This window comes from Symbiopectobacterium sp. RP (assembly GCF_050472005.1).
Classification (GTDB): domain Bacteria; phylum Pseudomonadota; class Gammaproteobacteria; order Enterobacterales; family Enterobacteriaceae; genus Symbiopectobacterium.
Genome location: NZ_JBGOGS010000002.1, coordinates 784,851 through 805,755 on the forward strand (window position 1 = coordinate 784,851; position 20,905 = coordinate 805,755).

At 52.2% G+C, this 20,905-nt stretch carries 21 protein-coding genes and 3 pseudogenes; 15 read left to right on the forward strand and 9 right to left on the reverse strand.

Annotated elements, in window-relative coordinates; translation table 11 throughout:
* Positions 1-132 precede the first annotated feature (132 nt).
* Positions 133-999, forward strand: a complete 867-nt coding sequence (gene robA / locus ACD630_RS22610; protein ID WP_430360714.1) for an MDR efflux pump AcrAB transcriptional activator RobA — start codon at positions 133-135, stop codon at positions 997-999.
* 12 nt (positions 1,000-1,011) lie between these two features.
* On the opposite strand, the gene gpmB is transcribed toward robA, so the two are convergent.
* Complete coding sequence (gene gpmB / locus ACD630_RS22615; protein ID WP_430360715.1) at positions 1,012-1,662, reverse strand: 2,3-diphosphoglycerate-dependent phosphoglycerate mutase GpmB; 651 nt, start codon at positions 1,660-1,662, stop codon at positions 1,012-1,014.
* Positions 1,663-1,713: 51 nt separating this feature from the next.
* On the opposite strand from gpmB, the gene yjjX reads away from it, so the two are divergent.
* Positions 1,714-2,238, forward strand: a complete 525-nt coding sequence (gene yjjX, locus ACD630_RS22620) for an inosine/xanthosine triphosphatase (protein WP_430360716.1) — start codon at positions 1,714-1,716, stop codon at positions 2,236-2,238.
* Positions 2,239-2,287: 49 nt separating this feature from the next.
* On the opposite strand, the gene trpR is transcribed toward yjjX, so the two are convergent.
* From trpR to ACD630_RS22635, 3 genes are all read right to left on the reverse strand, one after another.
* Entirely contained in the window at positions 2,288-2,617 is a 330-nt protein-coding gene (trpR, locus tag ACD630_RS22625) for a trp operon repressor (protein WP_430360717.1), read from the reverse strand.
* Positions 2,618-2,715: 98 nt separating this feature from the next.
* The gene (gene sltY / locus ACD630_RS22630; RefSeq protein ID WP_430361250.1) at positions 2,716-4,722 is read right to left on the reverse strand and encodes a murein transglycosylase; all 2,007 of its coding nucleotides are present in this window, start codon (positions 4,720-4,722) and stop codon (positions 2,716-2,718) included.
* A gap of 205 nt (positions 4,723-4,927) precedes the next feature.
* Positions 4,928-5,236, reverse strand: a complete 309-nt coding sequence (locus tag ACD630_RS22635; protein ID WP_430360718.1) for a hypothetical protein — start codon at positions 5,234-5,236, stop codon at positions 4,928-4,930.
* A gap of 36 nt (positions 5,237-5,272) precedes the next feature.
* Here ACD630_RS22635 and ettA point away from each other — a divergent pair, with 36 nt between their 5' ends.
* The 3 genes and pseudogenes from ettA to ACD630_RS22650 all read left to right on the forward strand — a co-directional run.
* Positions 5,273-6,940 carry an energy-dependent translational throttle protein EttA gene (gene ettA / locus ACD630_RS22640; protein WP_430360719.1) on the forward strand — a complete coding sequence of 556 codons (1,668 nt, stop codon included), beginning with the start codon at positions 5,273-5,275 and terminating at the stop codon, positions 6,938-6,940.
* Positions 6,941-7,103: 163 nt separating this feature from the next.
* Positions 7,104-7,265 carry a hypothetical protein gene (locus ACD630_RS22645; protein ID WP_430359616.1) on the forward strand — a complete coding sequence of 54 codons (162 nt, stop codon included), beginning with the start codon at positions 7,104-7,106 and terminating at the stop codon, positions 7,263-7,265.
* Positions 7,201-7,908, forward strand: a pseudogene (locus tag ACD630_RS22650) (IS630 family transposase); the annotation flags it as partial. The gene ACD630_RS22645 and the pseudogene ACD630_RS22650, both read left to right, overlap by 65 nt.
* An 81-nt stretch (positions 7,909-7,989) precedes the next feature.
* Here ACD630_RS22650 and ACD630_RS22655 read toward each other — a convergent pair.
* Positions 7,990-8,247, reverse strand: a pseudogene (locus ACD630_RS22655) (transporter substrate-binding domain-containing protein); the annotation flags it as partial.
* 292 nt (positions 8,248-8,539) lie between these two features.
* On the opposite strand from ACD630_RS22655, the gene ftsB reads away from it, so the two are divergent.
* The 8 genes from ftsB (at position 8,540) to ACD630_RS22695 (ending at position 15,610) form a co-directional block, all read left to right on the forward strand.
* Positions 8,540-8,902, forward strand: a complete 363-nt coding sequence (gene ftsB / locus ACD630_RS22660) for a cell division protein FtsB (protein WP_430360720.1) — start codon at positions 8,540-8,542, stop codon at positions 8,900-8,902.
* A 3-nt stretch (positions 8,903-8,905) separates the two neighbouring features.
* Positions 8,906-9,616: a 2-C-methyl-D-erythritol 4-phosphate cytidylyltransferase gene (gene ispD / locus ACD630_RS22665; protein ID WP_430360721.1), complete on the forward strand. Its 711-nt coding sequence runs from the start codon at positions 8,906-8,908 to the stop codon at positions 9,614-9,616.
* A 58-nt stretch (positions 9,617-9,674) separates the two neighbouring features.
* Positions 9,675-10,172 (forward strand): 2-C-methyl-D-erythritol 2,4-cyclodiphosphate synthase, encoded by a 498-nt coding sequence (ispF, locus tag ACD630_RS22670; protein WP_430361251.1) that lies wholly within the window; start codon positions 9,675-9,677, stop codon positions 10,170-10,172.
* A gap of 26 nt (positions 10,173-10,198) precedes the next feature.
* Positions 10,199-11,236, forward strand: a complete 1,038-nt coding sequence (truD, locus tag ACD630_RS22675; RefSeq protein ID WP_430360722.1) for a tRNA pseudouridine(13) synthase TruD — start codon at positions 10,199-10,201, stop codon at positions 11,234-11,236.
* A gap of 138 nt (positions 11,237-11,374) precedes the next feature.
* Positions 11,375-11,986 carry a protein-L-isoaspartate(D-aspartate) O-methyltransferase gene (locus ACD630_RS22680; protein ID WP_264626104.1) on the forward strand — a complete coding sequence of 204 codons (612 nt, stop codon included), beginning with the start codon at positions 11,375-11,377 and terminating at the stop codon, positions 11,984-11,986.
* Between the two features lie 200 nt (positions 11,987-12,186).
* Positions 12,187-13,233: a murein hydrolase activator NlpD gene (gene nlpD, locus ACD630_RS22685; protein ID WP_430361252.1), complete on the forward strand. Its 1,047-nt coding sequence runs from the start codon at positions 12,187-12,189 to the stop codon at positions 13,231-13,233.
* Between the two features lie 53 nt (positions 13,234-13,286).
* Positions 13,287-14,279, forward strand: coding sequence for an RNA polymerase sigma factor RpoS (rpoS, locus tag ACD630_RS22690; protein ID WP_430360723.1), 993 nt, complete (start codon positions 13,287-13,289; stop codon positions 14,277-14,279).
* A gap of 290 nt (positions 14,280-14,569) precedes the next feature.
* Entirely contained in the window at positions 14,570-15,610 is a 1,041-nt protein-coding gene (locus ACD630_RS22695) for an IS481 family transposase (protein WP_430360724.1), read from the forward strand.
* A 73-nt stretch (positions 15,611-15,683) separates the two neighbouring features.
* Here the strand turns inward: ACD630_RS22695 and proS are convergent, their stop codons facing one another.
* The 4 genes and pseudogenes from proS to ACD630_RS22715 form a co-directional block, all read right to left on the reverse strand.
* The gene (proS, locus tag ACD630_RS22700) at positions 15,684-17,402 is read right to left on the reverse strand and encodes a proline--tRNA ligase (protein ID WP_430360725.1); all 1,719 of its coding nucleotides are present in this window, start codon (positions 17,400-17,402) and stop codon (positions 15,684-15,686) included.
* A 184-nt stretch (positions 17,403-17,586) separates the two neighbouring features.
* Positions 17,587-17,742 (reverse strand): annotated as a pseudogene (locus tag ACD630_RS22705) (tRNA (N6-threonylcarbamoyladenosine(37)-N6)-methyltransferase TrmO); the annotation flags it as partial.
* A 10-nt stretch (positions 17,743-17,752) separates the two neighbouring features.
* Positions 17,753-17,884 (reverse strand): transposase, encoded by a 132-nt coding sequence (locus ACD630_RS22710; RefSeq protein WP_430357939.1) that lies wholly within the window; start codon positions 17,882-17,884, stop codon positions 17,753-17,755.
* A gap of 60 nt (positions 17,885-17,944) precedes the next feature.
* On the reverse strand, positions 17,945-18,868 hold the full coding sequence (locus ACD630_RS22715) for an IS5 family transposase (RefSeq protein WP_430360726.1): 924 nt from the start codon (positions 18,866-18,868) through the stop codon (positions 17,945-17,947).
* A gap of 23 nt (positions 18,869-18,891) precedes the next feature.
* Here ACD630_RS22715 and ACD630_RS22720 point away from each other — a divergent pair, with 23 nt between their 5' ends.
* A complete protein-coding gene (locus ACD630_RS22720) occupies positions 18,892-19,014 on the forward strand; it encodes a hypothetical protein (protein WP_430360727.1) in 123 nt (40 codons plus the stop codon).
* Between the two features lie 286 nt (positions 19,015-19,300).
* On the forward strand, positions 19,301-20,899 hold the full coding sequence (gene aceB / locus ACD630_RS22725; protein WP_430361253.1) for a malate synthase A: 1,599 nt from the start codon (positions 19,301-19,303) through the stop codon (positions 20,897-20,899).
* Positions 20,900-20,905: the final 6 nt, after the last annotated feature.

Sequence of the window (20,905 nt, forward strand, 5' to 3'; positions counted from 1 at the left end):
AAGGTATGCAAATTTCACCTGATTGTTTGTATAAATTATTCAAAAACCTTAAGCGGTGACAACAGCAAAAAGTTGCTATGATGCCTGATCTCTATGCGCTTCGTGCTTTGTGTGTTCTATCGAGGATGTTCTATGGATCAAGCCAGTATCATACGTGACCTGCTCAATTGGCTGGAAAACCATCTTGACCAGCCACTGTCGCTGGATAACGTGGCAGCAAAAGCCGGCTACTCCAAATGGCACCTGCAACGTATGTTCAAAGATGTCACTGGGCACGCTATCGGCGCGTACATTCGTGCACGCCGGTTGACCAAAGCCGCGATGGCACTGTGTATGACCGGCAGACCGATCCTTGATATCGCGCTGCAATACCGCTTCGATTCACAGCAAACGTTCACCCGCGCTTTTAAAAAGCAGTTTGCACAGACGCCAGCCTCTTACCGCCGTGCCGAAGAGTGGAATACCTACGGTATTCGCCCTCCGTTGCGCTTGGATGAATTTACGCTGCCGCAGCCCGAATTTGTCACACTGCCAGATACGCAACTTGTGGGTGTCACGCAAAACTGCAACTGTTCTTTGGAGCAGATCTGTAATTTCCGCACGGAAATGCGCGTGCACTTCTGGCGGCAGTATCTGGGCGAGGCCAAGTGCATTCCCCTCTTGCTGTATGGCTTGCACCACGCCCGTCCGAGCAAGGATAAAGAAGACGCGCATGATGTGCTCTATACCACTGCGGTGGAGCCGGAGCACGTTCCTGAAGGGGTTCACCCCGGAGAGCCAATTACGCTCCCCGGCGGCGAGTATGCTTTGTTCGTCTATGAAGGCCCCACGGATGCGCTACAGGATTTTATTATCAGCCTGTACGATACCTGTCTGCCAACCTTCGGGCTGACGCGTCGCGCTGGCTGTGACGCAGAGCGTTTTACCCCGAATGGGACGAAAGAAGACGGACCACCGAAAGTGATCCGCTGCGAATACCTGATCCCTATCCGTCGCTAAGCGCGCACACCGTTAACGCTGGAGTTCATCCAATGCCGGGGTATCAAGATGAGAAACATCCCCGGCGGTTTCCACGACCCAACCGGACGCCAACCACGGGCTCTGCTGATAATCGACGCGGGAGAGCGAGCAGTTACGCAACCGCAAACGGCGCTCCGCGCTGGCGGGCAGCCCAAGTATGGTGCTTAACAAGCAGCCGAGGGCCATACCATGACTGACCAGCAGCGGACGACTGCCAGGCGGCAGCGCCAGACAGCGATCGAGCACCTGATGCATACGCATTGCCATCTCCGCCATGGATTCTCCTTTGGGAATGCGGCCATCTGGCGTACCGTCCACCAGCTGCTTGCGCCAAGTTTCCTCCTGCGGACTGAGCGTGTCTATGTCACGCATTTCCAGCACGCCCATATTCAGCTCACGCAAATTAGGGTCTTCAACCACTTCACAGTGGTGGCAAGACTGCGTAATAATCTCGGTAGTGCGGCGCGTCCTCCCTAAATCGCTGGTAAAGATATGCGTGATGCCTAGCGTTTTAACACGCTTCGCAACCTGATAGGCCTGCTGTTCGCCTTGTGCGGTCAACGGGCTGTCGGATTGTCCCTGAATACGCCGAGCCACGTTCCATTCCGTTTCACCGTGGCGAACAAGATATACCTGTAACATCGCTTTTTTCCATTATACTGCGTCAAATTAACTAAAAGAGTATGAACCGTTATGTACCATGTTGTCGCTGCCACTAACAACCCGGCAAAAATTAAGGCTATTACACTCGCATTCACGGATGTCTTTGGCGAAGAAAACTGTCGCATCGAAGGTGTTGATGTCGACAGCGGCGTTTCTCATCAGCCCTTGGGTTCCACCGAAACGCGTACCGGAGCCCGCAACCGCGTTATGCGCGCCCGCCAAGTTCGGCCCGAGGCCAATTTCTGGGTCGGCGTCGAAGCTGGCATTGAAGAGAGCATGACGCTCGCCTGGATGGTGATTGAAAACCCACATCTGCGTGGTGAATCACGCTCCGCCAGCCTAGTGTTGCCGGAAAGTATATTACAAGGAATCAAGGAAGGAAGAGGGCTGGGAGACGAAATGGCACGTTTGACCGGCATTCAGGACATTAAACATCAGGGCGGTGCGATTGGCGTGTTCACCGACGGTAAACTGACACGCACCAGCGTCTACTATCAGGCACTGTTGTTAGCGTTGGTGCCCTTCCACAACCCCATTTACAGCCAGCCGAGCTAGCCCGTTTAAGGGGCGCGATGCCCCTTAACCTCTACGACATCCCACAGACCTATTTGCTCTCAGGCAGCAGTTGTGCGTCCAGCCACTTTTTCAGCGCGGGCGGCGCCGCTTTTAAAGTGTTAGATCCTCGCGTGATGGTAGCAATACCGGCACCCAATTCGTTTTTCAATTCACGCTGGCTCATCTCTCCTCTCATCAGCTCCTGAATAATGCGCACACGTGTAGCAAGCGCCATGCGTTCGTCCGGCGTCAACAACAGTTGCAATAGAGGGTGATGCAGATCCTCCGCCACGGAGAGCTTCAATAGCTCAACAAACTTAAGCCAATCTTCATTGCCGTGTTCGGAAAACGCGGGATCGGTATGTGATAAAGGGGTCATAGCGGGCTGCCATACTCGTTAACGAGTACAGCAGCATAGCATAATCATTAGGAAATCACCGATATCGTGCGTGAAAAATCGCATCGGTAACGCAACACCTAGTAACGCTGTCCCCACTCTGCTGACGTCAATACGCTGTCATTCTGATGCAGGAAGTAGCGATAGAAGGCATCGTAGGCCAGCACGTTTTTCACATAGCCACGTGTTTCGGTAAATGGAATGCTTTCAATAAAGGCAACCGGATCGAGACGCCCTGCGCTGTTTTTCAACCAGGTATTCACGCGCGAAGGACCGGCGTTATAGGCTGCACTGGCAAGGATACGGTTGTTATTGAAGGTCTGATAGACATCATCCAGATAAGTGGTGCCCAACAGAATATTGGTTTCGGGATCGAACAGTTGGCTGCTGTTGATATAGCCAAGCGACATTATTTTGATAACAATTAGCTGTATTTTTTGCCACATATCAGGGCATTGGCTGTAATCATTTTTAAGTCGGTTGGCTATATAGCCGCTCAGGTTGCCCTTTTTCGCGGTATGCTGCGCGGTGGCCGGCATCAGTTGCATCAGGCCAGAGGCACCGACCGGAGAGCGCGCTTGCGGGTTCCAGGCGCTTTCCTGGCGGGCAATCGCCATCGCATAGCTCTGTTGAATGGCACGCCCTTGGGTCATTCGCTGGAAGGTGTCGTGCCATGCCAGCGGGAAACGTTCTTCCAGATTGTCCCACAGCTTAGCCACAATGGTCGCCTGCACGCTGAGGTCAGCCCAGCCTTGATCAAACGCGTAACGCGCTAACGCTCCCTGACGCGGCTTATCGCTGTTCGCCACCAGTTCCCCCCATTCGCTACGCGCCAGATTGTCCATGTTCCAGTACATCAATTCGCGCACGCGCGCAATTTCCGGTTGTTGTGCCAATGTCTTATCCGGGATGGACGAGGCAATGGTCAACGAATAAGGGATACCGAGCTTCTGCGCGGCAACCATCGGGTAGAAACCCCGTCCCTGCATCAGCGATCGCAGTATGACTTCCCCATCCTGACGCTGCCCGTTATCTAACAGCAACATCGCTTGCCAGTAGCGCCACTCATCTTTTTGTAACGCCTCAGTCGGAAGTTTCGCGAGCCAGAAGCGCAGCCCAGCTTTATCCCCCTCTCCGAGCGTCATACGTACCCTGCGTTCAATCAGGCTGGTGGATTGGCTGCGCTGCGTAACAGCATCACGCCAGGCGGCCTGTTCTGGCGTCGCACCGGTTCCCATCCAACGCCAAGCCACCGCTTCTTCCATCTCGCGGCGATCGGCTTCGCTCATTTTTTGCAGCCGCACCAATACGCTGATAAGCGCACGGGCCCCCTCTTCATCCTGTCGAACCAGTTGGCGGAAGGCAACCAGAGTGGCATTGCGCGTAAAATCGGTTGGCCCCACGCTGCGTGCAAAGCGCTCTACGGTTTTGGGGTCATTCTGTAACTTCATCAACGCATTGCTGATGGTACGGTAATCAGGCGGAAGCTGTTTCACCAGATAGTTAACCAGCCCGGTGCTGCCTTCGTTCATTGCCAGCCGAATGCGCTCCAGTACGGCGATCGGCGTTTTTTCACCAGCGGCTTCCCAAACGGCAAACAGCTTATCGCAAGTGGTAGGCAGCGAACGGCCGGTCAGCCAGATGGCCTTTGCTTCATCCCACACACCCTGACGCTGCCCCGTAGCGAAACGGGCATAGAGGTGATTACAGTGCGCCGCAACCGGTTTGGGTGAGGTGGGCGCAAAGGCCAGCAAGCTCGCCCAATCCTCGCGGCGCGCCAGTTCATTCACAAACAGGGATTTCAGGTTACGGGCAGGCGGTAATGTTGGATAACGCGCCGAGAATGCTCTGACGTCGCTGCTGCTCACCTGCCCTAGCGATTGTGTTAACGCGCGGTATTCCAGATAAGGATAAAGCGGATAATAGCGCAAGGTTGGCATCAACGCCTGCACGGTATCCATCTGATTACTGTCCCACGCCTGCTTAACCTGCTGATAACGCTGGCGTTGAGCATCCAGCGTATCCGCCATGGCTGAGCTTGTAACCCCCGCCAGACACAGGATGGCAATGCGCGCCCAGCGCCCCATGTTACCCTTCATCCAAACCACCTCATCCCAAACGGTTATCGACATGCAATGTGTACATCACTGATACATTTCGCCCCAGAATGCCGCCGTCAGTGCAAACAGGGTGTTCGCATCAGCAAAATTTGCATCATCCAGACGACATTTGCTGCCCTCCAGTGTGGCACAGGATGCGCGGCGGCGATATGTCGCAAAAGGGAATAAAATGTCAAGCAACATAAGGATAACCGTTTATAAATTCCGGGTAGGGCGCTGTGCGCCAAAACGCAGCCCTTAGCGCCATCTCACAGAGTGACAGACAGTAAGGGATGATGGCTGGGATCGCACAGCGAAACCAGCTACACTCCGCATCAGCATAACGATAAATCGAAGAGGGCGACGCCCCACCTTCATCGTTATAGCCAAGCGATATTATTTTGATAACAATTAGCTGTATTTTTTGCCACATATCAGGGCATTGGCTGTAATCATTTTTAAGTCTGTTGGCTATAACCTCGATGCAGCGCGGGCAACGCACTGCATCCTTTAACCCATAGAGAGGCGAAGTCGCAACGTGGCTCAATACGTCTATACCATGCACCGCGTCGGCAAAGTGATTCTGCCAAGGCGCCATATTTTAAAGAATATCTCCCTCAGCTTCTTTCCGGGCGCAAAAATTGGCGTGCTGGGTCTGAACGGCGCAGGAAAATCCACCCTGCTGCGTATCATGGCTGGGATCGATAAAGACATCGAAGGGGAAGCGCGCCCGAAACCCGGCATTAAAATCGGCTATTTACCACAGGAGCCGCAGCTCAACCCGGAACACACAGTACGTGAATCCGTCGAAGAAGCGCTATCGGAAGTGGTCGGTGCGCTCAAACGTCTGGATGAAGTGTATGCTCTGTACGCCGATCAGGATGCCGACTTCGACAAGCTGGCGGCGGAACAGGGTAAGCTGGAAGAGATCATTCAGGCGCACGATGGCCATAATCTGGATAACCAGTTAGAACGCGCTGCCGATGCGCTGCGCCTGCCGGAATGGGATGCCAAAATCGCCAAACTGTCCGGGGGCGAGCGCCGTCGCGTGGCGTTGTGTCGTCTGCTGTTGGAAAAACCAGACATGCTGCTGCTCGACGAACCGACCAACCACCTGGATGCGGAGTCCGTAGCTTGGCTGGAACGCTTCCTGCACGACTTCGAAGGCACCGTGGTAGCCATCACCCACGACCGTTACTTCCTTGATAACGTGGCTGGCTGGATTCTGGAACTGGACCGCGGCGAAGGCATTCCGTGGGAAGGCAACTACTCTTCCTGGCTGGAGCAAAAAGATCAACGTCTGGCGCAAGAAGCCTCTCAGGAAACGGCTCGCCGTAAATCCATTGAGAAAGAGCTGGAGTGGGTGCGCCAAGGTGCCAAAGGTCGTCAGGCCAAGGGCAAAGCCCGTTTGGCTCGCTTTGAAGAGCTCAACAGCACCGAATACCAGAAGCGTAACGAAACCAACGAACTGTTCATTCCACCAGGTCCCCGTTTGGGCGACAAAGTGGTGGAAGTCACCAACCTGAGTAAGGCCTACGGTGAGCGCCAACTGGTTGATGGCCTGTCGTTCGCGGTGCCCAAAGGGGCGATTGTTGGGATTATCGGTCCGAACGGTGCTGGTAAATCAACACTGTTCCGTATGATGTCCGGTCAAGAGCAGCCCGATTCCGGTACTATCGAACTGGGCGAAACGGTAAAACTAGCGTCGGTCGATCAGTTCCGTGACAGCATGGACAGCAGCAAAACCGTGTGGGAAGAAGTCTCTGGCGGGCTGGACATCATGCGCATTGGCTCCACCGAGATGCCAAGTCGCGCCTATGTTGGCCGCTTTAACTTTAAAGGTACCGATCAGGGCAAACGCGTCGGTGAACTGTCCGGCGGTGAGCGCGGTCGTCTGCATCTGGCGAAGCTGCTGCAAGTCGGTGGCAACGTGCTGCTGCTTGATGAACCCACCAACGACCTGGATATTGAAACCTTGCGCGCGCTGGAAAACGCCCTGCTGGAGTTCCCTGGCTGCGCCATGGTCATTTCCCACGACCGTTGGTTCCTTGACCGTATTGCTACCTACATTCTGGATTACCAGGATGAAGGCAAGGTGGAGTTCTTCGAAGGTAACTTCACCGAGTACGAAGAGTACAAGAAACGCACGTTTGGCGCAGACGCACTGGAACCTCACCGCATCAAGTACAAGCGTATCGCAAAGTAATGAGCTGTTAGCGCCAGGTAGTAAAATATCTCATCATATCAAACGCCCCGGCTATTGCCGGGGCGTTTTTTTATGGTGATTGCCGCTCAATAGCGCTCAAAAGGTTTCCCAATTCTGATTGTCATCCGGCTTGACCCGTTTTGTATAGCCAAAAAACTTAAAAATGATTACAGCCAATGCCCTGATATGTGGCAAAAAAATACAGCTAATTGTTATCAAAATAATGTCGCTTGGCTATATCTACACGGGAAGAAGAAGGGTTGAGTATCCGAGAAACAGCGAAGCAATTTCGGATTGGCCCTGCCTCTGTATCGCGTTGGATTAATCAAATAGCGTCAAAAGCATCGACCACGCGTCAGCGAAAGAGCGATAAATCCGAGTTGATAAAAGATGTTGAACCATATCCAGATGCTTACCAAAAAGAACGTGCAGAGCGTTTTGGCGTTTGTCAGAAGGCCATTTGGCAAGCTCTTAAAAAGCTGGGATTGACCTATAAAAAAACGCTACGTCATCCGAAAGCCGACGAAAGCGCCCGGCAAGCATTTCAACAAAAAATACAACAGTATGAAAAAGAAGGTAAATCTATTGTTTTTATTGATGAAAGTGGTTTTCCACACGATACCCCACGGACTCACGGCTATTCCCCAAAAGGTCAACGGTGTTTTGGGCTGAAGAACGGGGGAGCCAAGGGAAGAACAAATGTTATCGGCGCTTTATTAGGCACCACGCTGTTTGCTATCGGATTATTTGATATCAATATTAACAGCGATGTTTTCTATTCCTGGGTCACACAAGTCCTTATCCCAGTACTCCCTAAAAACAGGGTAATCGTGATGGACAATGCAACTTTTCACAAAAAACATAATATTCAACAAGTCATCATCGATGCAGGGTATATGGTGGAGTATTTGCCTACATATTCGCCAGATCTTAACCCCATTGAGCATAAATGGGCACAAGCAAAAAGCAAAAAAAAGAGAGAGTGGTTGCGATACAGAGATTTTGTTCTCAGTCCATATGGTGTAATCAAAATTAAGTCGCTTGGCTGTATCGCGATCGCCGGAATTCAGCGTAGCGAAGATCCCTTCCCACGGCGTGTTGACCAGTTTGATGGAGAAATTTTCCGCCTTGGCGATCGCTTTAATGATGTCGATATCAAATCCTTCCAACTCCTTCTGCGAGTTTTCAAATTCAAAAGGACGATAGGTACCTCCTGCCCCCACCACATAGGTTTGTTCTGCCACAGCGATAGACGTGGAAAATGCCGCCGCGAACAGCGTGCCAGCGAACAAAAAGGGTTTGAACATGTTATCTCCTGGATCAAAGTGTGGCAGATGAATCATCTGTTTTATGCATTTTATTTTCATAAAAATACACAGGTCGACCTAAAGGTTCAACTTATTCGCAGGTAAAAATCCCGCAGACTCTCTGCCATTATTGGCGCCTTACGCCGTATTTCCACTAAAATGCAAATGAATAGATATCCTGATTATTGGGATCTTTACGGCGTTGAAAGTGCCTCTGTGTGCTAATCCACCCTGATGATATGGAGTCGAAGGCAAAGTTATGGGATGATTAGGGGGTTTTTCAGGGGGCGGGATGGGAAAGCTAACGCTGTTATTATTGATTTTGCTCGGTTGGCTGCAATATTCGTTGTGGCTGGGTAAAAATGGCATTCATGACTATGTTCGGGTTAAAGATGACGTGGCTGTCCAGCAGGGCGACAACGGCAAGCTCAAAGCCCGAAACGAGCAGCTGTTCGCGGAAATCGACGATCTCAACGCTGGACAAGAAGCCATTGAAGAGCGTGCACGCAATGAGCTGGGCATGATCAAACCGGGTGAGAGCTTCTATCGTCTGGTGCCGGATCAATCCGGTCGTCGTGCGGCGACGGCGCCTTCCTCTGCGAATTCTGGCGCATCCAACTCCCTGTCGTCTTCTAACCCTATGACATCACGTTAACTCATGTCTGAACCGCTGGTCTCCTTACCTGAGGTTGTCGCCGTTCTGCCCGCCGCCGGAAACGGCAGCAGAATGGCGTGCGACTGTCCAAAACAATATCTCACCCTCCATGGAAAAACGCTGCTGGAACATACGCTGGCTGCGTTGTTTCAGCATCCGCACATTCAGCGTGCCGTGGTGGTCATCAGCCCCGACGACTGGCGCTTTGCCGCCTTGCCGTTGGCACAAGACCCGCGCATCAGCGTGGTGTTCGGCGGCAAACAGCGGGCTGATTCGGTGCTGGCCGGCTTGCGCGCGGTCAATGATGCGCCCTGGGTGTTGGTGCATGACGCCGCACGTCCGTGTTTGCACCTTCAGGATCTGGATCGCTTGTTACAGCTTGTTCGGCACTGCGACGTGGGCGGCATTCTTGCTGAACCGGTGCGCGATACCATGAAGCGTAGCCAGGGTGAGGCGATTGAGCACACGGTTGATCGCCGCAATTTATGGCACGCCTTGACGCCGCAACTGTTTCCACGGTTATTATTACAAGATTGCCTAGAGCGTGCGTTACAACAAGGGGCTGTCGTGACCGATGAAGCGTCGGCGCTGGAGTATTGCGGCTATCATCCACAAATTGTTGCAGGGCGTGCTGATAATATTAAAGTGACACGTCCTGAGGATTTGGCGTTGGCCGAGTTCTACTTGGCTCGATTGGCACCGCCAAGCGTGTGATGTACCCTTCACCGGTTTTATGTTTCATAACCATTCGCTAATCAAGGAGAATAACCCCATGCGTATTGGTCACGGTTTTGATGTCCACAAACTGGGCGGCGAAGGCCCATTGGTGATCGGCGGGGTTCGTATTCCTTACCCTCAGGGATTGTTGGCGCATTCTGATGGGGATGTGTTGCTGCATGCGGTAACCGATGCGCTGCTCGGCGCGGCGGCGCTAGGTGATATCGGTAAACTGTTTCCCAACACCGATCCCGCCTACAAAGGCGCGGACAGCCGCGAACTGCTGCGCCAGGCGTGGCAGCGGATACAAGAAAAAGGGTATCGACTGGACAATCTGGATGTCACTATCATTGCGCAAGCGCCGAAAATGGCCCCGCACATTCCGCAAATGCGGGTGAATCTGGCAGAAGATCTTCACTGCCATATGGATGATGTCAACGTAAAAGCCACCACCACTGAACAGCTCGGGTTTACCGGACGTGGAGAAGGGATCGCCTGCGAGGCGGTTGCGCTGTTGGTGAAAGATGAACGGAGTGAAGTGGTCGCATGGTAATGCAGTAAGAACCCGCTACGCTCAACATGGAAAGTCTGTTCTGGCTGCATGGTGAACCGCAGGCGACAGGAACGCTCAAAGCAAGCGCCGATGATTTCCGTGTGGTGGAAGATCTGGGTTTTGCACCGGACGGCGATGGTGAACATCTGCTGGTTCAGGTACGTAAACGTGGTTGCAACACGTCGTTTGTGGCTGCAGCGTTGGCGAAATTTGCCCGTATTCCCACGTGTGCCGTGAGCTATGCTGACTTGAAAGACCGGCATGCGGTTACGGAGCAGTGGTTTTGCCTGCATGTTCCGGGCGAAGTGTTACCCGATTTCTCCGCTTTTGCGCTTGAAGGGTGTGAAATCCTTAACAGTGTCCGTCATCGGCGCAAACTGCGTATCGGTGCGTTGCGCGGCAATCAGTTCACGCTGACGCTGCGCAATATCAGCGACTGTGCTGCCGTCGAAGCTCGGCTAGCGGCGATTGCCGAACAGGGCGTGCCGAACTACTTTGACAGTCAGCGTTTTGGTCGCGGTGGCAACAACCTGATTCAGGCGGCACGTTGGGCCAGAGACGAGATTCGCGTTAGCGAGCGCAGTAAACGCAGCTTTTATCTGTCGGCCAGCCGTAGCGCGCTGTTCAATCTCATCGTAAGCCAACGTTTGAGTCAGAGGTTGGTAACGCAAGTGCTGGTGGGTGATGCGCTGCAACTGGCCGGGCGCGGCAGTTGGTTTGTCGCAAATGAGGACGAGTTAGCGGCACTGCAAACGCGCGTTGATAGCCGTGAGCTGTGCGTGACAGCACCGCTGCCCGGCGACGGCGATTCTGGCACTCAGGGTGACGCGTTGGCGTTTGAACAACGCTGCCTGGTGGGGCACGAGACGCTGCTTGGATTGCTGCGTCGTGAACGGGTGGAGGTTGCGCGCCGTGCCGCGATGCTCTATCCGCAGCAGATGTGCTGGTCCTGGCTGGATGATGCGTCGGTCACGCTGGATTTCTGGCTACCGGCAGGCAGTTTTGCCACCAGCGTTGTGCGTGAACTCATCACGCCGCTTGAACAGATGGATATCGCTGATTGAGATGCAGTGTCTGGTCTAGTAACGATATAGTACCTACGCAATAAGGGTGCGAACTCACGGCAAGGAATTGCCATTATTGAGTAAAGGCATGAAGACGTTAATCACGACTGAGGCTGACGGGATAGGGTGAACAAGTGCATGCAAACGATGCTGACACTGTTGCGTCAGCAGGGCATTCATGACGAGCGATTGCTTAAGGCTATCGAGGCTGTGCCGCGTGAGCGTTTTGTCGACGAAGCCTTTGAGCATAAAGCCTATGAAAATACCGCATTGCCGATAGGCTCCGGTCAAACCATCTCTCAGCCTTATATGGTTGCCCGCATGACCGACCTGTTGCAATTGACGCCCGCGTCTCGCGTACTCGAAATTGGCACCGGTTCCGGCTACCAAACGGCGGTTTTGGCGCATTTGGTAAAGCAGGTTTTTTCCGTTGAGCGTATCAAAGGGTTGCAATGGCAGGCTAAACGGCGTTTGAAGCAGCTGGACCTGCACAATGTTTCCACCCGACACGGCGATGGTTGGCAAGGCTGGCCGTCACGCGGCCCGTTTGATGCCATTATTGTGACGGCGGCGGCACCTGAAATTCCGAATGCGCTGATAGCGCAATTGGATGAAGGGGGCATTATGGTGCTCCCGGTGGGAGAACAGTCGCAAACGTTGCAGCGCATACAACGCCACGGTGGAGAGTTTGTGGTTAATACCATTGAAACGGTTAAATTTGTTCCACTGGTCAAAGGCGAACTAGCCTGATACCTTTGCAAGCACGTTTATGGGTATCAGTCATTTACGATTTATTTCAATAGAACTTATTTCAATACAACCCTGTCATAGTGAGAACATGTTGATATTGTTAGCATTGAGCGGGTGCCAATGCGGTGATGAAAGGGCGGGTCCCGAGTGGTCTCATTAAGGTATTGATTGAGTATTACGGTTATAGGGGAGCAAGGCGCATGGGAAGCCAAACGAGAACACTGCGTCAGATGGCGGCGTGCACGGCAATTATTCTGGGGTTAGCAGGATGTGCCAATAACGACAGCAAACCCGCCCCAATCAGCAGCGTAGGCGGTCAGGGCAATAGCAGCAGCCGCGGTGGAGTGCTCGCGACTGCGCCTTCTAATATATCGTCTTCCGGTGATGCGCCGATTACCACGCGCTATGGCCGCATTGTATACAACCGTAGCTATAACGCCATTCCTAAAGGTAGCTATGGCGGCAGCACCTATATGGTAAAACGGGGCGATACGTTGTTCTACATCGCCTGGATTACTGGCAGTGATTATCGCGAGTTGGCTCAGCGTAACAATGTCCCTGAGCCTTATAGCCTGAACGTCGGGCAGGTGCTTCAGGTGAGTGACGGTTCTTCCGCGCCGGTAAGCAGCGGATTGGCCGGCGGCGGACGCATGCTGGCAGGCGGTACGGGCGACGGTATGCTGGCACCTTCCGATGCCACGCGTGGCGATGTGCCTCAGCCGCCATCAATGACGCAAATTCAAACAACTCAGGTTGATTCTCGGTCAACTAATGCGTACTCTGGAAATTCTGGTAAACAGAATGTAGGTAAGATGTTGCCTTCCACTGGAGCTGCCGTGACTGCCTCCGCGGTTGTTGAAAGCAGTGCTCCTGCTGTCGGCAGCTGGCGTTGGCCTACTGAGGGGAAAGTCATAGATAGTTTCTCTGCGTCGGAGGGGGGAAACAAAGGGATTGATATCGCTGGCACTCGTGGGCAACCGATCATGGCGACCGCTTCAGGGCGTGTTGTTTATGCGGGCAACGCTTTACGCGGGTACGGTAATCTGATCATCATCAAACACGACGATGATTACCTGAGCGCCTATGCCCATAATGACACTATGCTGGTCCGGGAACAACAAGAGGTCAAGGCGGGTCAACAGATCGCTACCATGGGTAGCACCGGAACCAGTTCAGTACGCTTGCATTTTGAAATTCGTTACAAGGGGAAATCCGTAAACCCGCTGCGTTACCTTCCGCAGCGATAAATCGGGCAGAGTATTTCGGTATTCTGCCAAGGGATCACGGGTAGGAGCCACTTATGAGCCAAAGCACGCTAAAAGTTAACGAGTTACATGATGATGCCGAGTTCGAGGAAAATGGACTTGATGTTTTTGACGAAAAGGCGCTAGCGGAGGAAGAAGCGGGGGATAATGAGGCATCCGACGATGGGTTGTTATCCCAAAGTGCAGCCCAGCGTGTGCTGGATGCTACCCAACTCTACTTAGGGGAGATCGGTTACTCTCCGCTTCTGACCGCTGAAGAAGAAGTCTTTTTTGCCCGTAGAGCGCTGCGTGGTGATGTTTCATCGCGACGCCGTATGATTGAAAGCAACCTGCGGCTGGTGGTGAAAATTGCTCGTCGCTACAACAATAGCGGTCTGGCGCTGTTGGATCTCATCGAAGAAGGTAATCTTGGTTTGATCCGTGCGGTTGAGAAGTTCGATCCCGAAAGAGGTTTCCGCTTTTCAACCTATGCCACATGGTGGATTCGCCAAACGATTGAACGGGCTATCACGAACCAAACTCGTACGATTCGTTTGCCCATCCATATCGTTAAAGAATTGAACGTTTATCTGCGTACCGCGCGTGAGCTTTCACATAAGCTGGATCACGAGCCCAGTGCGGAAGAGATCGCCGAGCAGCTCGACAAACCTGTTGATGACGTAAATCGCATGTTGCGCTTGAATGAGCGTATCACATCGGTCGATACGCCATTGGGCGGGGACTCTGATAAAGCGCTGCTGGATATTCTGGCGGATGAAAAAAACAACGGACCAGAAGACACCACGCAAGACAACGATATGAAACAGAATATCGTTAAATGGTTGTTCGAACTGAACGCTAAACAGCGTGAAGTGCTGGCTCGTCGTTTTGGGCTGCTGGGGTATGAAGCGGCAACGCTTGAAGACGTTGGTCGTGAAATTGGCTTGACCCGTGAACGCGTGCGCCAAATTCAGGTGGAAGGGCTGCGCCGTTTGCGTGAAATTTTGCAAGTACAAGGGCTGGATATTGAAGAGCTGTTCCGTGAATAACGAAGCAGAAGTGAATGCCGTATTTGCACGTTGAGTCGACTATCAGTCAAATAAAAGAGGTGGGGAAAACCCCACCTCTTTTTTATGCTTTATTTGTATTAGTCGCGACTAGATCTGACACTGGACCTTGAAAGGTTGAGAGTTACCGGTTTTGATATGGGTGTCTAATCCTTAAACAAAACGCGAGGTATAGCCAACCGACTTAAAAATGATTACAACAGATGCCCTGATATGCGGCAAAAAAGCATATCTGGCTGTTATCAAAATAATGTCGGTTGGCTATAACTCTCATGCTTCATACTAACAATCCCATTATCAAACACAAAGCCGGCCTGCTCAATCTCGCCGAAGAACTCGGTAACGTATCAAAAGCCTGCAAGAGCATGGGCGTGTCACGCGATACATTTTACCGTTATCAGGAACTGGCTGCTGAAGGCGGCATTGATGCGCTGCTTAACCAGAACCGCCGGGTTCCGAACCTGAAGAACCGCGCCGACGAAGCCACTAAACGCGCGGTTGTTGATTATGCTATTGAGTTCCCGCCCCATGGGCAGCACCGGACCAGTAATGAGCTGCGTAAAAAAGGCTTGTTTATCTCCGGCAGCGGCGTGCGCTCCATCTGGCAACGACACGACCTGGAGAACTTCCGTAAACGCCTGAAGGCGCTTGAGGAAAAGGTCGCCAGAGAAGGCATTGTCCTTACCGACGCTCAAATCGCAGCCCTGGAGAAGAAGGCGCACTATGATGAGGCCTGCGGTGAAATCGAGACGGCACATCCCGGGTATCTGGGCTCGCAGGACACCTTCTACGTGGGCAATCTGAAGGGGGTGGGCCGTATCTACCAGCAGACGTTCGTGGATACGTACTCGAAAGTGGCACACTGCAAGCTGTATACGAATAAAACACCGCTCACCGCCGCCGACCTGCTCAATGATAGCGTACTCCCGTTCTACGAGGCTCAGGGACTGCCGGTGCTGAGAATACTGACCGACAGGGGTACGGAGTACTGTGGTAAAGTGGAGCAGCATGATTATCAGCTTTATCTGGCTATCAACGATATCGAGCATACGAAAACGAAGGCGATGTCTCCGCAGACGAGCGGCGTCTGCGAGCGCTTCCATAAAACCATTTTGCAGGATTTTTATCAGGTTACGTTCCGCAAGAAGTTATATGGAGACCTGGAAAGTCTGCAGGTAGATCTGGACAACTGGTTGTGGCATTACAATAATGAGCGAACTCATCAGGGAAAAATGTGCTGCGGGCGTACGCCGATGGCCAGTTTACTCGATGGAAAACGGATCTGGGCAGAAAAGAATCTGAACCAGATGTAATCTGACAGACACCTGTATAAATAATCGGTAACTGTCAGATCAGGTCTGAGCTAGTACACTTTATTGCTGCGTATTAACGAACGGTATTGGCGGACAAAAAATCAACGATCTCGCCGACCTTGATCATCTTTTTCTCTCCGTCACGACGATATTTATATTCGATCTCGTCGTTATCCAGATTGCGATCGCCAATGACGATAGTGTGCGGCACGCCGATTAATTCCATATCCGCAAACATCACACCCGGGCGCTCTTTACGATCGTCGAGCAGCACATCAATGCCTTTGGCGCGCAGCTGCTGATAAATGTCTTCAGCCAGCTCTTTCACGCGGAACGATTTGTGCATGTTCATCGGCAAAATCGCCACCTGGAAGGGGGCGATGGCGTCATGCCAGATAATGCCACTATCGTCGTGGTTCTGTTCGATGGCGGCAGCCACTACGCGCGTCACCCCGATACCGTAACAGCCCATGGTCAGGATCTGGTTACGACCATCTTCACCTTGCACGCTGGCTTGCAGCGCCTGAGAGTATTTAGTGCCCAGTTGGAAGATGTGACCCACTTCGATGCCGCGTTTGATTAACAGAGTGCCTTTTCCGTCCGGGCTGGCATCGCCTTCAACCACGTTGCGGATATCTGCCACTTGCGGCAGTGCAACGTCACGCTCCCAGTTAATGCCAAAGAAGTGTTTGCCGTCCTGGTTTGCGCCAGCGCCGAAATCGCTCATTGCCGCGACGGTGCGATCGATAATCACCGGTATTGGCATATTGACCGGGCCTAGTGAGCCTAGGCCTGCACCAACGATGTCGCGAATCTCAGCCTTGGTTGCGAAGGTCAGCGGGCTGGCGACCTGCTCCAGTTTTTCCGCTTTCACTTCATTCAGCTCATGATCGCCGCGCACCAGTAGGGCAATCAGCTTGTGGCCGCTCTCTGGTGTTGCTTTCACCAGCAGCGTTTTGACCGTTTTTTCGATCGGCAGATTAAACTGCTCAACCAACTCGGCGATGGTTTTGGCGTTGGGGGTATCAACCAGACGCATCTCTTCTTTTGCTTTTGCACGTCCCAGTATGGGGGCAACGGCTTCAGCAAATTCGATATTGGCGGCGTACTCAGAGTCGGTAGAGAAAACGATGTCGTCTTCGCCGCTCTGCGCCAGTACCTGGAATTCGTGTGATGCGCTACCACCGATAGAGCCGGTATCCGCCTGAACCGCGCGGAAGTTCAACCCCATGCGGCTAAATGCACGGCTATAGGCGTCGTACATCGCGTCATAGGTGACCTGCAATGATTCCTGCGAGGTATGGAACGAGTAGGCATCTTTCATGATGAATTCGCGAGAACGCATTACACCGAAACGCGGGCGCACTTCATCGCGGAATTTGGTCTGGATCTGGAACAGATTCAGCGGCAACTGCTTATAAGAGCTGAGCTCGTTGCGCACCAGATCGGTAATCACTTCTTCATGCGTTGGACCGAGAACAAACGGGCGGTCACCGCGATCGACAAAGCGCAGCAATTCCGGGCCGTACTGTTCCCAGCGGCCAGTCTCCTGCCACAGATCGGCGGGTTGTACCACGGGCATAGAAATCTCGATAGCACCGGCGTTGTTCATCTCTTCACGCACGATGTTTTCGACTTTCTTCAGAACTCGGTAGCCGGTCGGCAACCAGGTGTATAACCCGGAGGCCAGCTTGCGGATCATCCCAGCGCGCAGCATCAACTGATGGCTGATGACTTCCGCGTCGGCAGGTGTCTCCTTCAGGGTGGAGAGCAGATATTGGCTAGTACGCATGGTGTTTTAGTTCCGTCAGAACGCAAAGTAATGGGCACCGATGTGCCCAAAAACGAGATGCAAAGAGCCATGTAGGCCCTTAAACACAATAAAGTGGCTTAGTGTAACAGTGACTTTCCTTCGTCAAAAGTGTGCGGTGTGAATTTTATGGCGTGCAGGTCATGGATAACGATTCAATTTTCGCTTAGCGCGGTGCTGGTTCAAGGCTGAGCACTTCCGTCCGCATGTCTGTTACGCGCCAGCGCACGTTGAATTCCAGCAACAGGGCGGCGTAATCACGCGAGACTTCCCCCTTGCGGTACGCTGGGCGCGGATCCTGATTCAACACCTGGGTGATATAGCAAAGCGACTTAATTTTGATTACACCATATGGACTGAGAACAAAATCTCTGTATCGCAACCACTCTCTCTTTTTTTGCTTGTGCCCATTTATGCTCAATGGGGTTAAGATCTGGCGAATATGTAGGCAAATACTCCACCATATACCGGCTTTGTTGAATAAATCAGAACTTGTAACGACTGCGCCCCATACGGGTCGATTGTTACGTGATGCGAATACTGTTCGGCATTCCTAATAGCGTGATCAGGTTAAGCGCTTTGACCATGACCATGGCTTCACCCACCTGACCATCGTAGTCTCTCAGACTTAGATGACCACCCAGAAGCCTTTTGAACCGGAACATGGCCGTTTCAGCCACTGAGCGCCGGTGATAGCCCACTTTCTTTTTCCAGATAGCGTTACTACCGCTAATGCGCTGATTTGCAACAGCGGGGTTACGCTCGTGGTAGCGATCTTGCCAATATTGCGCCCCCCTTCGTGGCGGGATAAGCGGCCTTATTTTCTTCCTCAGCAGAGCATCATAGCAGTAAACTGTATCGTAAGCGCCGTCGGCCGATGCCTCTCTGATTTTCCGGTGGGTCTGGTTTATCAGCGCCGGTAGAGCTTGGGCATCAGTCGTACCACTGAGCGACAAATCCGCACAGATAATCTCATGCGTCACACTGTCTACTGCCAGGTGCAGCTTACGCCATACCCTGCGTCTGTCGGCACCATGCTGCCGGACTTTCCATTCACCTTCGCCAAAGACCTTCAGGCCGGTTCCATCAATGACCAGATGTGAGATTTCACCACGGGTTGGCGTTTTTATGCTGATGTTCACTGTCTTTGCTCGCTTGCTGAGCAGCGAATAGTCTGGGCAATGCAGCGACAATTTAATCAGTTTAAAAATCGAGTCACCAAAGCCCTGTAAAGCCCTCAATGAAAGGCCAAACACGCGTTTCATCATCAGGACTGTGGTGATGGCCATATCTGAGTAGTGGAGCGGTCGTCCACGCCGTTCAGTAGTGTTTTTTTCCGTCCATGCAGCAATGGCTGATTCATCTAGCCATACGGTTAGAGAAGCGCGCTGCTTGAGGGCCTTGTTATAAGAGGGCCAGTTGGTGATTTTAAAATTTTGTTTTGCCATGGAGACCTGATTTTGAAACAACTGTGTTGATCTGCTCCGATGATTACCCAAAAGTTCTATTTATTCAACAAAGCCCCAATGCCCTGATATGTGGCAAAAAAATACAGCTAATTGTTATCAAAATAATGTCGCTTGGCTATAACTGAACCGCCGTATACGGATCCGTATGTACGGTGGTGTGGGAGGAAGCTGATCGTGAGATCGGCTCCTATCCCTATGCCTGCTTATTTTTATTGAAAATAACTTCCCTGATTTTTTAATGTTTTTCTTCATTTAAATCATAAAGATAAATTATTTTTTCATAAAAATGGAAATCATTTTTTATTTTTAAAGTAATTGAATTACGCTTAATTCTGTTGGTTGAAAATTTCGCCCCTTGATAACCCCTCTCTGTTAACAGGGAGTGTGGCACTGAGAAAAGGAACCCGAGAGATGACACAGCAGACAATAAGCAGAGAGTTGGTATTCAGTGAACGTTTTGGCATGACAGAATATAGCATTCTGACAGAAGAGGCCACCGATTTTCTGGCAGAGTTGGTCAACCGCTTCTTGTTACCGAGAAATGGATTATTGCTGGAAAGACAGCTACAGCAGCAGAAGATCGATGCAGGTGAATTGCCTGATTTTATTTCGGAAACGGCTTCCATTCGCAATGCTGACTGGACCATTCGCAGTATCCCTGCGGATTTACAAGATCGCCGCGTGGAGATCACCGGGCCTGTTGAACGGAAGATGATCATCAACGCCCTGAATGCTAACGTGAAAGTGTTTATGGCGGATTTTGAAGATTCGCTGTCTCCTTCATGGGAAAAGGTGATCGATGGCCAGCTCAATTTGCGCGATGCGGTGCGGGGCACCATCTCGTACGTCAATGATGAAGGCAAGATCTACCAGCTTAAACCGAATCCTGCCGTATTGATTTGTCGGGTGCGTGGTCTGCACCTGCCGGAAAAACATGTCACTTGGCAAGGAGAAGCCATTTCGGGCGGGTTGTTCGATTTCGCGCTCTACTTTTACCATAACTATCAAGCCTTGCTGGCAAAGGGCAGTGGTCCCTATTTTTATCTGCCAAAACTGCAATCCTGGCGTGAAGCGGCTTGGTGGAGCGAAGTGTTCAGCTATACCGAGGATCGCTTTACTGTGCCGCGTGGCACCATCAAGGCCACGGTGCTGATTGAAACGTTGCCAACGGTGTTCCAGATGGATGAGATTCTGCATGCGCTGCGTGACCACATTGTCGGGCTGAATTGCGGCCGCTGGGATTACATCTTTAGCTATATCAAAACATTGAAAAATCACGCCGACCGCGTATTGCCTGACCGGCAATCCGTCACCATGGAGAAGCCGTTCCTAAATGCCTATTCACGTTTGCTCATCAAAACCTGTCACCGTCGCGGCGCTTTTGCGATGGGAGGGATGGCGGCGTTTATTCCCAGCAAAGAGCCGGCGCGTCATCAGTGGGTGTTGGAAAAAGTTCGTCAGGACAAGGCGTTAGAAGCGAAAAGTGGCCATGACGGCACCTGGATCGCTCACCCTGGTCTGGCGGATACTGTAATGGCGGTTTTTGATGATGCGTTGGGTGAACGCGTCAATCAGCTTGAGGTTAGCCGAGAGGGGGATGCGCCGATTGGCGCAGCAGAATTACTGGCACCTTGTCCCGGTGAGCGCACCGAAGCGGGGATGCGCGCCAATATTCGTGTTGCGGTGCAGTACATCGAAGCTTGGATCTCCGGAAATGGCTGCGTACCGATTTACGGGCTGATGGAAGATGCAGCGACGGCAGAGATTTCCCGTACATCCATTTGGCAGTGGATCCACCACGGCAAAACGCTGAGCGATGGGCAAGTGGTCAGCAAAGCCCTGTTCCAACGCATGCTGGCAGAAGAGATGCTGGTGATTCAGGAGGAATTAGGCGAGGTTCGTTTTAGCGGTGGACGCTTTGACAAAGCGGCGCGTCTGATGGATCAGATAACCACGCAAGACAAACTGATCGATTTCTTTACGTTGCTAGGCTACACCCTGCTCGACTAACCGTGC